Annotated in this window: 10 protein-coding genes and 1 pseudogene; 3 read left to right on the top strand and 8 right to left on the bottom strand. The window is 77.0% G+C overall.

Translation table 11 applies throughout. The features are described 5' to 3' along the window. Positions 1 to 50: 50 nt before the first annotated feature. Together Q0789_RS15735 and Q0789_RS15730 are read left to right on the top strand one after the other, a co-directional pair. Positions 51 to 977 (top strand): glycine betaine ABC transporter substrate-binding protein, encoded by a 927-nt coding sequence (locus Q0789_RS15735; protein ID WP_298806922.1) that lies wholly within the window; start codon positions 51 to 53, stop codon positions 975 to 977. A gap of 840 nt (positions 978 to 1,817) precedes the next feature. After that, positions 1,818 to 2,537 (top strand): hypothetical protein, encoded by a 720-nt coding sequence (locus tag Q0789_RS15730; RefSeq protein WP_298806921.1) that lies wholly within the window; start codon positions 1,818 to 1,820, stop codon positions 2,535 to 2,537. A gap of 184 nt (positions 2,538 to 2,721) precedes the next feature. Here Q0789_RS15730 and topA read toward each other — a convergent pair whose 3' ends face one another. The 5 genes and pseudogenes from topA to Q0789_RS15705 all read right to left on the bottom strand — a co-directional run bounded on the left by topA (position 2,722) and on the right by Q0789_RS15705 (position 9,937). Further along, positions 2,722 to 5,580 (bottom strand): type I DNA topoisomerase, encoded by a 2,859-nt coding sequence (gene topA / locus Q0789_RS15725; RefSeq protein ID WP_298806920.1) that lies wholly within the window; start codon positions 5,578 to 5,580, stop codon positions 2,722 to 2,724. Positions 5,581 to 6,566: 986 nt separating this feature from the next. Beyond that, positions 6,567 to 6,917 (bottom strand): annotated as a pseudogene (locus Q0789_RS16785) (DUF309 domain-containing protein); the annotation flags it as partial. Beyond that, positions 6,914 to 8,533, bottom strand: a complete 1,620-nt coding sequence (locus tag Q0789_RS15715; protein ID WP_298806916.1) for an SAM-dependent methyltransferase — start codon at positions 8,531 to 8,533, stop codon at positions 6,914 to 6,916. The pseudogene Q0789_RS16785 and the gene Q0789_RS15715, both read right to left, overlap by 4 nt. An 82-nt stretch (positions 8,534 to 8,615) precedes the next feature. Continuing rightward, positions 8,616 to 9,416 (bottom strand): phosphatase PAP2 family protein, encoded by an 801-nt coding sequence (locus Q0789_RS15710; RefSeq protein ID WP_298806913.1) that lies wholly within the window; start codon positions 9,414 to 9,416, stop codon positions 8,616 to 8,618. A 167-nt stretch (positions 9,417 to 9,583) separates the two neighbouring features. Continuing rightward, a complete protein-coding gene (locus Q0789_RS15705) occupies positions 9,584 to 9,937 on the bottom strand; it encodes an STAS domain-containing protein (RefSeq protein WP_298806907.1) in 354 nt (117 codons plus the stop codon). A gap of 368 nt (positions 9,938 to 10,305) precedes the next feature. Between Q0789_RS15705 and Q0789_RS15700 the strand changes: the two genes are divergently transcribed. Next, positions 10,306 to 12,894: a DEAD/DEAH box helicase gene (locus Q0789_RS15700; RefSeq protein WP_298806905.1), complete on the top strand. Its 2,589-nt coding sequence runs from the start codon at positions 10,306 to 10,308 to the stop codon at positions 12,892 to 12,894. Between the two features lie 297 nt (positions 12,895 to 13,191). On the opposite strand, the gene Q0789_RS15695 is transcribed toward Q0789_RS15700, so the two are convergent. From Q0789_RS15695 to Q0789_RS15685, 3 genes are all read right to left on the bottom strand, one after another. Next, positions 13,192 to 13,515: an Rv3654c family TadE-like protein gene (locus tag Q0789_RS15695; protein ID WP_363325903.1), complete on the bottom strand. Its 324-nt coding sequence runs from the start codon at positions 13,513 to 13,515 to the stop codon at positions 13,192 to 13,194. A gap of 167 nt (positions 13,516 to 13,682) precedes the next feature. Further along, on the bottom strand, positions 13,683 to 14,021 hold the full coding sequence (locus tag Q0789_RS15690) for a TadE family type IV pilus minor pilin (RefSeq protein ID WP_298806901.1): 339 nt from the start codon (positions 14,019 to 14,021) through the stop codon (positions 13,683 to 13,685). 236 nt (positions 14,022 to 14,257) lie between these two features. Continuing rightward, positions 14,258 to 14,818, bottom strand: coding sequence for a DUF4244 domain-containing protein (locus Q0789_RS15685; protein ID WP_298806899.1), 561 nt, complete (start codon positions 14,816 to 14,818; stop codon positions 14,258 to 14,260). Positions 14,819 to 15,407: the final 589 nt, after the last annotated feature.

The raw sequence follows: 15,407 nt of genomic DNA, 5'->3' as shown, positions 1-15,407 counted from the left end.
CGCCGCGGGCAGCCACAGACCTGGGTGCCCGCACGACGAGAGGACACACCGTGCAGAAGCACACCACTCGAGCCGCCCGCCTGGTCGCTGGCCTGGCCGTCGCCGGCCTGGCGGTCACCGCCTGCGGCTCGGACGAGACCGCGACCACCGACGCCGGTAGCGGCAGCACCGACGTAGCCGGCGGCGGCACCGTCACCCTCGGCTTCCTCCCCTCGTGGACCGACGGCCTGAGCACCGCTTACGTCTGGCAGCACGTGCTGGAGGACCAGGGCTACGACGTCGAGTTCGAGGAGCTCGGCGACCCGGGTCCCCTGTACCAGGGCCTCGCCGACGGCGCCGTGGACGTGTACCCATCGGGCTGGCCCGAGGTGACGCACGCGCAGTACATGGAGACGTACGGCGAGGACATCGAGGACCTCGGTGCTTGGTACGACGGCGCCGTCCTCACGATGGCCGTCCCCGACTACGTCGAGGGCGTCGACTCGATCGCCGACCTGCAGGGGCAGGCCGACCGCTTCGGCGGGCGCGTCGTCGGCATCGAGCCTGGCGCCGGCCTGACGGGCGTGGTGCAGGACTCGGCCATCCCGACGTACGAGCTCGGCGACGAGTACACGCTGCAGACGTCCTCGACGACGGCGATGCTCGCCGAGCTCCAGTCGGCGATCGACTCGCAGGAGGACATCGTCGTCACGCTGTGGCGGCCCTTCTGGGCCAGCTCGGAGTTCCCGGTCCGTGACCTCGAGGACCCGGAGGGCGCCATGGGCGACCCCGAGGGCCTGCACGAGCTCGCGCGCGCCGGCTTCTCCGACGACATGCCGGAGGTCGCCGAGATGATGGCCAACTTCTCCTTGACCGACGAGCAGTACGGCGAGCTCGAGAACATGGTCGTCAACGAGTACGGCGAGGGGCAGTACGAGGAGGCCGTCGACGCCTACTTCGAGGCAAACCCGGACGTCCTGGAGCAGATCCAGGGCTGACCCCGCGCCCGAAGCGGCGCACCTTGGTGAAGGGCCGCCCCTTCGGGGGCGGCCCTTCGTGCGCTCACTTGCGGCCCGAAGGCGCCCGCGCCGACTACACCGTCGTATCGGGCCGACGTTCGCGCGCTGCGGCGGCGTCGTGGGCGCGAGGACAGTCATGACCCACGCGCACGGTCCAGCGCCGTCTCGCACCCGTTGCAAGGTCGCCGCCTCGCAGCAGTACGACAAGATGATGGCAGTCAGCGTCGAAGGCCTTCGCCCCGACCTTGCGGTTGCACAGGGAGACTGCCAAGGGCAGATCAGGCGACGTCAGGGACGCACCTGCGTCATGGCCGACGGGCGTTGAGTCGGCGTCGTCGCCGACGGGCCCCGCTCTCGGTCAAGTAGAGGGTGGGCACCGTGGCGACCGCGCGCAAGGAACGCAGACACCCACTCGGCGACGTCGTGCGTCCTTCGCGTCTGTCACGTATCGAAGCCCTGTATCGGGTGGCACACCGCCCCACGCGCTGCCCGAGTGGGGTCCCACTTCATGAGATGACTAGATGGCACGGAGCCCTCCGCATCGCGGACTGTCTGTCACGAGATGTTGCGGCTGGTACGACAGGCATGCACCTACAAGGCGGACCACGCGTGCGGTGAGCGACTGGCGTCCACGCTTTTCAACCAGTCGACCACAGAGCGCCACAGCCGGGCAGCCGACTCGGCCCGAGCACGGGCACTCCCGCTTGATGCTTGGTCTTGAAGCCATAGCCTTTATGTGTTCGTGATGGACGAGGGCCTTTTCCGGTGTAGTACTCATCTCGAACGCCGTGACATCACAAGCACAGAGAGGAACTTCTGATGCGTAAGACGACACGGATTGGCGCGATCGTCGGCGGGATCATCTCCCTGACGCTCGCCGCACCTGCAGTGGCGACTCCCGCGCGGGCGGCAGTGAATGGCCTCGACAGCAACGCAAAGGCCGAGATCGGCGAGAAGTTGAGTGACTTCGGGGTAGGACCCGAGAAGGTCAACGACCTCATCGACGCACTTGAGGCCGGGGACGCATGGGACTCGATGACGATGGACGCTGAACCGGCGAGCGCAACGACCACGACCGAAACCCGTCACGGCCACAGGTTCGCAGCCACGACACTGACGTACCCAGACGGATCCGTTGCTCGCACCGAGAGGGAGCTAGCGGCGAAGCCGGCAGCCACGGACGCGAGTGCCCTGGCGACCGGAATATCTGGCTGTCAGGTCACGACCGCAGCTTCCTACACCTACTTCGACAACTGCAACATCAGGTGGGAAAATGCGATCGCATACATGGACTACTACGCCGACTACAGAATGCTCCCCGGTCGACAGGGAGCAGGATTCATTGACGACGTCTACAACTACGCCTACGACGTCACGGGAGCCAGCCGGGCTAGTGGCTCTCTACGCATCGAGGTCCCTTCCGGTAACCCAGCACGAGCTGTCTCGACGATCTCGTACACGCTCGTAGAGACTGCCGACAGCGGTCAGGCCTCCGTCGCCCTCCTCGTCGACAGCGGAGGTGGGCGGCTCCAGTACTGACTAGGACGCGGATGTCCGCAAAAGGATAAGAGGTGCCCGCAGTCAGCCGACGGGGGCAGGATTCGACGGGGCCGCGACCGAGAAGGTCGCGGCCCCGTCGGACGTCCGCCCAGATCGGCGCCTGACTGTGCGCGAAAGGCGTGTTGCACACGGCCTTCAGCCCGCTTTGCAGACCTCGCCGCCCCTAGTTCTTCGCCGCCGGCTTCTTGGCCGGGGCCTTGCGCGCCGGCTTCTTGGCCGGGGCCTTGCGCACCGGCTTCTTGGCCGGCCCGCGGTCGCGCTTCTCCTGCAGCAGCTCGGCGGCGCGCTCGGGGGTGATCGACTCGACCGCGTCGTCCTTGCGGAGCGTCGCGTTCGTCTCCCCGTCGGTCACGTAGGGGCCGAAGCGGCCATCCTTGACGACGACCGGCTTGCCGGAGACGGGGTCGTCGCCGAGCTCGCGCAGCGGCGGGGTGGCCGTGCGCCCCCTCCCGCGCTTGGGCTGGGCGTAGAGCGCGAGCGCCTGCTCGAGCGTGACGTCGAAGAGCTGGTCCTCGGTCTCGAGCGAGCGCGAGTCGGTGCCCTTCTTGAGGTAGGGCCCGTAGCGGCCGTTCTGGGCGGTGATCTCCTGCCCGTCGGCCGGGTCCTCCCCCACGACGCGCGGGAACGAAAGCAACTTGAGCGCGTCGTCGAGCGTCACCGTCTCGACCTGCATCGTCTTGAAGAGCGACGCCGTCGGCGGCTTCACCTTCGCCGGTGCCTTCTTGCGGCCCTTCGCGGGGGCCTCGTCGGCGGGCGGGTCCTCGACGACCTCGGTGACGTAGGGGCCGAAGCGGCCGGCCCGGGCGACGACCGTCCGCCCGGTCGCCGGGTTCGTCCCGAGCTCGCGGTCGCCCTCGGACTGCGTCGCGAGGAGCTCGCGGGCCTTCTCGACGGTGAGCTCGTCGGGGGCGACGTCGTCAGGCACTGAGGCGCGCTGGGGCTCGCCGTCCTCGCCCGTCGCCTCGAGGTACGGGCCGTAGCGCCCCACCCGCAGCGTGATGCCCTCGCCGATCGGGACGGAGTTGATGTCGCGGGCGTCGATGTCGCCGAGGTCGTCCACCAGGGGCTTGAGCCCCGCCGGGAGGGCCTCGCCGGCCGCCCCGGCCGGGCTGGGGCCCCGGGGCCCGCTGCGCGCGCCCGCGGCGTCGGGCCCGTCGTCGTCGCCCGCGCCGCCGCCGAGGCCCTCGGGGCCGTAGTAGAAGCGGGAGAGCCAGCTGCGCCGTTCCTCCGCGCCCGCGGCGATGCGGTCGAGCTCCTCCTCCATGGAGGCGGTGAAGCGGTAGTCGACGAGCTGGGCGAAGTGCTCCTCGAGCAGGCGCGTGACCGCGAAGGCCAGCCACGTCGGCACGAGCGCGGAGCCGCGGTGCTGGACGTACCCGCGGTCGCTGATGACCGAGATCGTCGCCGCGTACGTCGACGGGCGCCCGATGCCCTGCTGCTCGAGGGCCTTGACGAGGCTCGCCTCGGTGTAGCGGGGCGGCGGCGAGGTCTGGTGGTCGTCGGCGAGGACGTCGGACAGGAGCACGCCCTGGCCCTCGACGAGCTCGGGGAGGCGGCGCTCGCCGTCCTCGCCGGAGCCGTGCCGGTCCTCGTCGCGGCTCTCCTCGTAGGCGGCCATGAAGCCGCGGAAGGTGATGACCGTGCCGGAGGCGGACAGCTCGACGTCACGGCCCGCGACCTGCGCCTCGCGCGTCGCGTCGGTGACGGGCACGGCCGCGCCGAGGCGGACCGACGCCGTCGAGCCGCGCGCGTCGGCCATCTGGCTGGCGACCGTGCGCTTCCAGATGAGCTCGTAGAGGCGGAACTCGTCGCCGCGCAACTCGCCGGACACCTGCGCGGGCGTCCGGAAGCTGTCGCCCGCCGGGCGGATGGCCTCGTGGGCCTCCTGGGCGTTCTTCGAGCGGTTGGCGTAGACGCGGGGCGCGTCGGGCACGAACTCGGGGCCGTAGAGGTCGGCCGCCTGGCGGCGGGCCGCACCCACGGCCTCGCTGGAGAGCGCGACCGAGTCGGTGCGCATGTACGTGATGTAGCCGTTCTCGTACAGCGACTGGGCCGTGCGCATCGTGGCCCGCGCGTTGGAGCGCAGCTTGCGCGAGGCCTCCTGCTGCAGCGTGGAGGTCGTGAAGGGGGCGGCCGGACGACGCGTGTACGGCTTGGTCTCGACCGAGGTGACCGTGGCGCCGAGGTCCGCGCCGGCCTCCCCGAGGGCCGTCGCCAGCGCGCCGGCCACGGCGCCGTCGAGCACGACGGCGTCGGAGGTCAGGGCGCCGCTGTCGTCGAAGTCGCGCCCCGTGGCGACGCGGCGCCCGTCGACGCGCGCCAGGCGCGCCCGGAAGGACTGCCCGTCGGCGTCCTGCTCGGCGGCCACCTCGGCCGTGAGGTCCCAGTACTCGGCGGCGCGGAAGGCCATGCGCTCGCGCTCGCGCTCGACGACGAGGCGGGTGGCGACGGACTGCACGCGGCCGGCGGACAGGCCGGCGCGGACCTTGCGCCACAGCACCGGCGAGACCTCGTAGCCGTAGAGGCGGTCGAGGATGCGCCGGGTCTCCTGCGCGTCGACGAGGTCGGTGTCGATGTCGCGGGTCGACTCCAGCGCCCGCTGGATCGCCTCGCGGGTGATCTCGTGGAACACCATGCGGCGCACGGGGACCGACGGCTTGAGGGTCTGCAGGAGGTGCCAGGCGATGGCCTCGCCCTCGCGGTCGCCGTCCGTCGCGAGGAAGAGCTCGTCGGCGTCCTTCAGCAGGCGCTTGAGCTCGGTGACCTTCTTCTTCTTGTCGGCGTCGACGACGTAGTAGGGCTCGAAGCCGTGCTCGACGTCGACGGCGAAGCGGCCGAAGGGGCCCTTCTTCATCTCGGCGGGCAGCTCGCTCGGCTGCGGGAGGTCGCGGATGTGGCCGACGCTGGCCTCGACGTCGTACCCGTCGCCGAGGTAGCCGGCGATCTTGCGCGCCTTCGCGGGCGACTCGACGATCACGAGCCGCCGGGTCGTCGTGCTGGCCGTCCCGGTCCTGCCTGCCACGGTGCCCCTTCCTCACGGGCCTGCCCGCGCCGTGCGCGCGGTCGCCGCCCCGGGGCGACGCGTCCGCGGCCCCGCGCAGACGGTACGTGCCCGGGCCGGGTGCTCGCGCCCGCCGCCCTCGCCCGCCCTCGCCCGTCGCCCGCTGCGCCGCCGTCGGGCGGGAGCCGTCCACGACGGTGACCGTGCACGGTCACGGTCGTGGACGGCTCCCTTCAGCGGGCGCCGGGGAGCGCCCCGCCGTCCTCGCGCACCGGCTCGCCGAGCGCGTCGAGCCGACCGCGCAGCTCGACGAAGACGTCGTCGCCCGGGCCGGTGAAGCGGGCCCGCGCGGTCAGGCCCGCGCGGGCGAGGACGGCGAGGGCGCGGCCGTCCTCCTCCCGCGCCACGGCGCGCACCTCCCGGGGCGGGACCGGCTCAACGCGCAGGGCGGCGACGAGGGCGGCCAGGGCCGCCCCGCCGACGCCCGCGGACAGCCGGTCGGGGCGGACGCCGAGGCCGACGTCGAGGACGTCTTCGGCGCCGCCCCCGCTCGCCCCCGCGGCGACGCCCTCGCCCTGCCGGTGCGGCTGGCCGGGCACGGTGGCCTCGACGCCGAGGCACACCAGGCCCACGAGGGCGCCGGCCTCGTCGAGCACCGGCTCGACGCCGTCGCGGCCGTCGGCCGAGCGCGCGAGGAGGCCGGCGACGTCGCCCGGGCCCAGGTCGTGGCGGTCGTGCGGCGGCGGGTAGCGCCACGCGACCACCTCGTGCGCTTCCGCGGGCGTCAGCGCCCGGCGCTCGAGGCGCAGGCGCCCCGTGCCGGACGGCGCCCCGGACCCCGGCCGCGGGGCGCGCAGCCGCGGCGTGCGCGTCGGCTCGGCGGGTGCCCCTTCGTCGGCCTCCCGCACGACGTCGAGCAGGTCGCCCGACCAGCGCAGCAGGCCGTCGACGTCGACGAGCGCCGACGAGCCGCGGCCCGCGAGCGGGCCGCCCGAGCGCCAGGGGGCGACGCGCCCGCGTCCGCGCTCGAGCAGCACCGCGGCGCCGCGCGGGCGCCCGCGCAGGTGGTGGGTCAGCCCGACGGCGAGCTGGGCGAGCCCCTGCCACAGGTCGCGCTCGTCCTCCGGGCAGGACTTCCACACGCCCTCGAGGACCTCGTGGGCGTGGAAGGGCATGCCCGCGTCGAGGAGGCGCTGCGCCTCCACCAGCGCCTCGGGCGGCGGCAGGACGAGGTCCTCGGGCACGCGGGGCACCCCCGCCGCGCCGCGGGGCAGGGGGCGGCCGAGCTCGTCGCGCGGTCGCGCGTTCTGGGGGCGTCCCTGCTCGTCGCGCTCGCGGGCGCCGGCGCCGGCGCTCACGGGGCCACCCCCTCGTCGTCCACCACGAGCAGGCCGTCGCCCACGAGGCCGCGCACGGCCGGCAGCACCTCCGCGGCGACCTCCTCGGCCGGGCGCTCGAGCAGCGCCGCGACGGCGCCGACGAGCGCGCCGAGCGGCAGCTCGCCGTCGCACGCGCCGACGACGCCCGCGACGGCGGTGCCCACGCGCACGACCCGCCCGAAGCCGCTGCCCTGGCGCAGCAGGACGACCTCCGGGTGCTCGGCGCCCGGCCGGGCGTGCCGCTCCTCGGTCACGTCGTCGGCCACCCGCAGGCGCCGGGACGCGAGCCCGGCGTCGTCGAGGTCGGCCAGGAGGTCGGCGGCGGCGAGGACGTCGGCGACGTGGGCGCCCAGCGGCCCGGCGGCGGGGCCGGCGACCTCCTCGAGGCGGCGCAGGCGGCCCCCGGCGCCGGTGCGGGGGCGCCGCAGGACGACCATGCCGAGCCCGACGGCCTCGACGCGGCGGGCGGCCAGGTCGTCGAGCCAGGCGCCGACGAGCGCGTCGAACGCGGGCCCGGGCGGCTGGCCGCCGTCGCGCACCCACGTCTCGGCGTAGGCGGCGGGGTCGAGCACCTCCCGCTGGACGACCCACCCGTCCAGCCCGCTGGCGTCGAGCCACGCGCCGACGCGCTCGCGCCACGGCTCGCCCTCGCGGTGCTCCCAGTTGCCGAGGAGCTGGGCGGTGCCGCCCGGCGCGAGCACGTCCCCGACGTGCTCGACGAGGTGCTGGACGAGCGCGTCCCCCACCGCCCCGCCGTCGCGGTAGTCGTAGGCCGGCACGCCCGCGTCGCGCGGGGTGATGACGAAGGGCGGGTTGGAGACGACGAGGTCGAACTCCTCCCCCGCCACCGGCTCGAGCAGGCTCCCGCGGCGCAGGTCGACGGGGGCGCGCCGGCCCGCCGCCGAGGGGTCGCCCCCGGGGCTGCCCCGGAGGTCGGGGGCGGCGTCGTCGAGCGCGAGGGTGAGGGCCGCCAGGCGCAGCGCCCGCGACGAGACGTCGGTGGCCACGACCTCGCGGGCGTGGCGGCGCAGGTGCAGGGCCTGGACGCCGCAGCCGGTGCCGAGGTCGAGGGCGCGGCCGACCTCGCCGCGGACGGTCGCGCGGGCCAGCGTGGTCGAGGCGCCGCCGATGCCGAGGACGTGGTCGGTGCGCAGGGGGCCGGGCACCGCCATCTCGCCGAGGTCGGAGGCGACCCACCAGTCGGCCGGGCCGCGGGCGTCCACGGCCGCGTAGGGCCGCAGCTCGACGAGCGGCGCCACGAGCCCGTCGTCGGTCCGCCGCACGAGGCCGAGCCGGGCGGCGCCGTCGACACCGCACCGCGGGAGGGCGCGGGCGAGGTCCGCTTCGGGCACGGCGGCGCCCAGCACGAGCGGGGCGACGAGCGCCGCCAGCGGGTCGCCCTGCGCCAGCGCGGAGGCCACGGCGCGGCGCGCGGGCACCGGCTGCTCGCGGTGCAGGGCCGCGTCCGCGACGGGGCCGAGGAGCGCCGCCACCGCGTCGACGCGGTAGCCGGCCCCTCCGACCCGGTCGAGGTCCTCGGCGAGGGCGGCGACGTCGTCGGGCAGGCGGGCCGGGTCGGGCGGGTCGTCGCTCACGCCCGCCAGGCTAGGTGGGCGGTCCAACCGGCCACGGGCACGGGCACGGACGGGGAGCGCCCTGCCGCCGAGGGGCCGGACCTCAGACGGGGGTGCGGCGCAGGAGCGCGAGGGCGGTTCCGAGCAGGGCGGCCGAGCCGCCGGTGGCGACGAGGACGCCGCCGCCGTAGGCGAGGAGCTGCACCGCCCGCCCGGCGTCCTGCGCCGCCCGCCAGACGACGACCGTGCCCGCGGCGTCGAGGAGCAGCGCCGCCAGCGCCGTGGCCGCGAGCCCGAGCAGGACGACGAGGGCCCCGGCGGCCAGGAGCGCCCGCCCCGACCGCCCTCCCCCGGCCGTCGACCCACGACCCGGGCGCGGCTCGCGCAGGCGCAGCCCGGCGACGACGACGCCGGTCCAGACGGCGACGACGAGGAGGGCGGCCGCGACGTCGCTGGGCCGGTGCCAGCCCGCGACGAGGGTCGACACCCCTGTGGCGGCCGTGTAGGCCGCGCCGAGGACGGCCGCCGTCGACCGCGCCGCCGGGGGGAGGACGAGCACCAGGGCGACCGCGAGCGTCGCCGCCACCGTGGTGTGGCCGCTCGGCAGCGAGTTGACGTCGCCCAGCCCGAGGGCGGGGCGGTCGAGCACGACCTTCTTGAGCAGCTGCGTCGTGACGTTGGCGCCGGCGACGAGGACGACGGCGGCCACGGCCAGGGCCAGGCGGCGGCGGACCGCGGCGAGGACGACGAGCAGGACCACGCCGAGCGCGAGCGTCCCCTCCGAGACGACGGACAGGACGGTGGTCGCCTGCGCGTCGAGGAGGTCGCGCCCGCGCGCCGACCCGGCGAAGGCGATCTCGTCGACGACCTGGCCGGGGCCGGTCGTGACGAGGGCGCGCCACACGCCCAGGACCGCGACCGCGCAGACGAGCGCGAGGAGCAGCGGGACGAGCGGGCCCGGTGCCGCACCGAGCCGTGCGCGCGGGGCCGAGGCCGGCGGCGGGCCCGGGGACGAGCCGGGGTGCGCGCCGTCGCGCCCCCGGTCGCCCGTCCCGCCGGAGGAGGCGGCGCTCAGTCCTCGGAGCCGGTGGAGGCGGAGACCGCCTCCTCGACCGTGTCGTGGATGGGGAAGACCTTGGTCAGGCCGGTGATGCGGAAGACCTTGAGGATCTTCTCCTGCACGCAGACCAGGCGCAGCGAGCCGTCGTGCGCGCGGACCCGCTTGAGCCCGCCGACGAGGACGCCGAGGCCGGTGGAGTCGAGGAACTCGACGCCCTGCATGTCGACGACCAGGTGGTACTGGCCGTCGGCGACCAGGTCGTTGAGGCGCTCCCGCAGCTGGGGGGCGGTGTAGACGTCGATCTCGCCGCCGACGGCGACGACGGTGCGTCCACCCTGCTCGTGGCTGGTGACGGACAGGTCCACGTGTGCACTCCCAGACGTCGAGCTCCGCGACCCGGTGGGCCGCCCGGCGGGGGCCGGCTGCTGCCCGCATTAGACCATCCTGCGCACGTCCGGCGCTGCCCGAGGGCCCCGGACCGACCCCCGCTGCACCCTCCCGGGCCCACCGGGAACGCCGTCGAGGCCCCTCGGGCGACGGCGTCGCGACCCCTCCGGGCGACGGCGTCGCGGCCCCTCCGGGCGACGGCGTCGCGGCCCCTCCGGGCGACGCGGACGCCGAGACGCGGTGACCGAGGTCGCGGGCCGCGAGGACGACGTCGCGGGCCGGGCGGGACGGGCGTCCCCACGTGCGCCGGGCCCGGCTGTCGGTGGGGCGTGGCAGCGTCAGCGCCGTGGTCGCCGAGGTCCTCCCCGCCCCCCGCGCGGCGCTCGTCGCCCCCTCCCCCGACGTCCTCCCGGGAGCGGGCGGTCCGGGCGCTCGCGCGCTGGCGGCGCTGCTCGCGGGCGGGCGCGACGAGCGCGTCCTCCACGTGCACGAGCGGCCGGCCCGGCCGGGGCGCCCGGCGCCCTGGCCCGCGTGGGCCGACCCCGAGGTCGTCGCCGCGCTCGGGCGCCGCGGGGTGCGCGCGCCGTGGGAGCACCAGGTGCGAGCGGCCGAGCTCGTGCGCGCCGGGCGGTCGGTCTGCCTGGCCACGGGCACCGCGTCCGGCAAGTCGCTGGGGTACTGGCTGCCCGCGCTCACGGCGGCGCGCGAGGCGGGCCCCGCCGCCTGGGGCGGTCGGGGCGCCACCACCCTCTACCTGGCGCCCGCGAAGGCGCTGGCGGCCGACCAGCTGGCGGCGCTGGACGAGCTGGCCGTCCCCGGCGTCGTCGCGGCGGTCTGCGACGGCGACACCCCGCCCGACGAGCGGGCGTGGGTGCGGCGCCACGCCGACGTCGTGCTCTCCAACCCCGACCTCCTGTCGCGCTCGCTGCTGCCCGACCACGGGCGGTGGGCGCCCTTCCTGCGCCGGCTGCGGCACGTCGTCGTCGACGAGGCGCACGTCTACCGGGGCCTCCTGGGCTCGCACGTCGCCGCCGTGCTGCGCCGCCTCCTGCGCGTCGCGGAGCACCACGGGGCCGCGCCCGTCGTCGTCCTCGCCAGCGCGACGACGGCCGACCCGGGGCGCACGGCGCAGCGGCTCACGGGCCTGCCGGTGGAGGTCGTCGACGAGGACGCCTCGGCGCGCGGCGCGCTGAGCCTGTTGCTGTGGCAGCCGCCGCTGCGCCCGATCCCGCCGGGGCAGGGGCGGGACGCGGTGGTCGTCGCAGGGGTGGACTCAGAGGTGGACGCGGCGGTCGACGCAGGGGTGGGCCGCGGGACCGACGCGGCTCCCGGTCCGGAGCCGGGTGACGGGGCGTCCGGGGAGTCCGGGGCGTCCGGGGCGTCCGGGGCGTCCGGGGCGTCCGGGGCGTCCGGGGAGGCCGGGCCGCGCCGGCCGGCGCCCGTCGAGGTGGCCGAGCTCATGGCCGACCTCGTGGTCGCGGGGGTGAGCACCCTGGCCTTCACGCGGTCGCGGCGCTCGGCCGAGGAGGTGGCCCTCGACGCGGCCGAGAGGGTCGGCGCGAGGCGCCCGGCGTCGGCCGGGACGGTGGCGGCCTACCGCGGGGGCTACCTCCCGGAGGAGCGCCGCGAGCTCGAGCGGGCGCTGCGGTCGGGACGGCTGCGGGGTCTCGCCGCCACGTCCGCCCTCGAGCTCGGCATCGATGTCGCGGGCCTCGACGCGGTGCTGCTGGCGGGCTGGCCGGGCACCCGCGCGTCGCTGTGGCAGCGGGTGGGCCGCGCCGGGCGCCGGGGCGAGGACGCCGTCGCCGTCCTCGTCGCCCGCGAGGACCCGATGGACACCTACCTCGTCCACCACCCCGAGGCGGTCGTGGGCAGCCCCGTGGAGGAGGCGGTGCTCGACCCGGAGAACCCCCACGTCCTCGCGCCCCACCTGGCCGCGGCGGCGGCCGAGCGGCCCCTGCGGCCCGAGGAGCTGGGCCGCTTCGGCGACCCGGACCACGTGCGCGCCCTCCTCGACGTCCTCGTGCGGCGCGACCTGCTGCGCCGGCGCGCCGCCGGCTGGTTCTGGGTGGGCGACGGGCGGCCCGCCGACGCCCTCGACCTGCGGGGGGCCGGGGGCGCCCCGGTCGCGGTCGTCGAGAGCGCCACCGGCCGGGTGGTGGGCACGGTGGACGCCGGGGCCGCCCACGCGAGCGTCCACGAGGGCGCCGTCCACGTGCACCGCGGGCGCACCTACGTCGTGGAGCACCTCGACGTCGAGGCGGCCACGGCGCTCGTCCGCCGCGAGGACGTCGACGTCACGACGTCCGCGCGGGAGGTCACCGACGTCCGGGTGCTCGCCGAGCGCGCGCACCGCTCCTGGGGGCCGGTGGACCTGCGCACGGGGCTGGTGGAGGTCACGAGCCAGGTCGTGTCCTTCCGGCGCCGCCGCACCCGGGACGGGCGGCCCGTCGGGGGCGAGGAGCCCCTCGACCTGCCGCCCCGGACGCTGCGCACGGCCGCCGTGTGGTGGACGGTGCCCGAGGAGGTGCTCGCCCGCCACGGGATCGACGCGTCCGACGTGCCCGGCGCCGCCCACGCCGCCGAGCACGCGGCCATCGGCCTCCTGCCGCTCGTCGCCACGAGCGACCGCTGGGACGTCGGCGGGGTCTCCACCGCCCTGCACCCGGACACCGGGGCGCCGACGGTCTTCGTGCACGACGCCGCACCGGGCGGCGCCGGCTTCGCCGCGCGCGGGTTCGCGGCGGCGCGCGCCTGGCTCGGCGCGACGCTCGAGGCGGTGGTCGCCTGCCCCTGCACCCGGGGGTGCCCGGCGTGCGTGCAGTCGCCCAAGTGCGGCAACGGCAACGAGCCGCTGAGCAAGCCCGGCGCCGTGGCCCTCCTGCGCGCCGTGCTCGCGCACGCCGACGAGGACGCGCCGCCCCCGCCGCGGTGAGACGCGGCACAGTCGCCCGCCGGGCCGCACCGCCGCGGTCACGCGCTCGCCGTCCCGCCCGCTCGCCGTCCCGCCCGCTCGCCGTCCCGCCCGCTCGCCGACCCGCCCGCTCGCCGTCCCGCCCGCTCGTCGAGCCCCGCCTCGTCGAGCACCGCCTCGCAGTGCCCTGGCTCGTCCGTGACGGGCGCGGGCCACGCCCGGCCCGCCGGCGACCGCCTCGCCGTGACCGGACCCCGGCTCCGCGGTCCGGTCTGGCCCCCCTTGCCCCGGCCCCGCGGACCGGCTCCGGGTCGGGGCTCACCGCGGACCGGCCCGCGCCGAGGCCCGTGCCGGTCCGAGCCCGCCCAGGGCGCCGGGGACGTCGACCGCGACGACGACCACCACCTCGAGCTCGCCGGCGGTGCAGTCGACGAGCCGGGCCCCGCCCCGCGCGGCGACGCTCGCCGCCGCGTCGCACGGCCCGCCGGCGGAGACGGCGCGCCCGAGCGTGACGTCCGCGCCGGCCAGCGCCGCGAGGTCCGCCGCCGCCGCGGCGCGGTGGTGGGCCACCACGGCCTGCCCGAGGGCCGCGGCGGCCGTGCACAGCAGGACGCCCACGAGGAGCAGCCCCAGCACGAGCACCGAGCCCGCGCCACGGTCGCCGCGACGGGCTCCAGCTTCGCCGTGACCACGCCGGGCTCCACCACCGCCGGGACCGCGCCGGTCCCGCGCCGCCTCCGCCCGCGCGGCCCACGCCTCCCGGAGGGCCGACCGACGGCCGTCCGGCCGGCCACCCGGGACGCGGCGCGTCACGGGCCCGCGCCCGCCACGCCGACCTCCACGGCGGCCGAGGCCCGCCCACGGGCGGTGACGACCGGGGTGCCCGGCAGCACGAGCTCGACCGGCGCCGTGACGACCACGTCCGCACGGCTCCCGCCGAGCTGCACGACCGCCGTCGCCCGTGGCCCGGCCAGCGCGGTGGCGAGGGCCCGCACCTCGGCCGCCGACGCCCCGCGGGCGGCGGCCCGGGCCCCGCCGGCGGCGGCGTCCGTGACGCGCACCTGCGCGGCGACGGCCTGCCCCACCGACAGCAGGGCGGCGAGGACCACGACGACGGCCACCAGCCCGACGGCCAGCTCGGCCGTCACCGCTCCTCTCTCGCGCCGGGCCGGACCCGCGGTGAGACCTCTGGCCCGGTCACGGCCGGAGCCTCGCGCCGCCGGGTCGGGGGCGGAGCCCCGTGCCGGGCCGGTGGCCCTCGGACGAGCACCCGTGGTCCGCGGGCGAGCGCGACCAGCCGGTCGGGCGCCGGGCGCCCCGCGGACGGCGGCGCGCCCTCGACCCACCGCCGGACCACCCGTCGCCGCCGCCCGACCGGCGTCCTTCATCCGACCGAGAGGGCGCGCCGGACGATGCCGAGCAGCAGGGTCCGCACCTGGTCGCTCGCGAGGAGGGTCACGAGGAGCCCGGCGAAGCCGCAGGCGGCCAGGGTGGCGATGGCGTACTCGGCCGTGGCCATGCCGACGTCCCGCAGCTCCCCGCGCAGGGTCGCGACGGCGGGACGCACGCCGGCGGCGAGCGCGCGGCACGGCTGCTCGCGCCTCCCGGCGACCGCCGCCGGGTGCGCGAGCGCGCCGCCCCGCGACGGGGTGCCGACCAGCCCCTCGCCCGTCGGCACGCGCGTGGTCGGCGCCCCACTCGTCGCCAGCCCGTACGTCGGCGTCACGGCGTTCCTCTTCGGCACGGCGCTCGTCGACGGCAGCGCGCTCGTCATCGGCAGCGCGTTCGTCGCGGGCACCGGGGCGCAGGCCCGCGGCGTCGCCCGCACGGTGGGGGCGCCGGACGGCCTCGACCGGGCCGGGACGCCCGCCCGGCAGCGCGGGACGGCGCCGCTGCCCGGCGACCGGCGGCGGGCGGGGCAGGTGGTGGTGCGGGCGGTGACCATGGCTCCTCCTCCGGGGCCGCGGGGTGCGACCTCCTGCGCTGACCCTCCGCCGCCGGAGGTCGCCGTCGGAGGGTGCTCCGGCGGTCTGTGGACGGAGCCCGTCCGCGCACCGCGTGTGGACGGCGAGCGGACGCCGCGCTCGTCGTCCCGAGGCTGGCGGCGCGGTCCCCGCCGTCGTGCCGGCGAGGGCAGGTCGCTCGAGGAGCTCTCGCCCGACGCCCGCCGCCCGAGGAGGCCCCTGAGACCGCCCACGCCCCTCCAGACAGCCCCCGGGGCGCCTCCACCCCCGGTGGCAGAGCCCGTCACGCCGAAGGTCCTCGTACACCCACGCGCGCGGCCTGGCACCGCTCGCACAGGCGCAGGAGAGGTCGCCGCACGGCAGCCCGGCCTCCGGCGTCAGTGGCGTCCAGCAGGGTGGTGTACGGCCGGCCCGGGTGACGGGTGTGGCGTAGACGTCGAAGGGCGGCCACCGCGTGATGCTTCGTAGGACCTCTCACAGTGCCTTCGAAGGAGCTCGACGCGATGACCGCCCTGCCCATGATGGACCCTGCCCGCTTCCTCGACGAGCAGCTGCAGCAGGCCTCCCCGG

Source organism: uncultured Pseudokineococcus sp. (assembly GCF_947499845.1).
Lineage (GTDB): Bacteria > Actinomycetota > Actinomycetes > Actinomycetales > Quadrisphaeraceae > Pseudokineococcus.
This window is presented reverse-complemented; position numbering and strand designations above follow the sequence as displayed.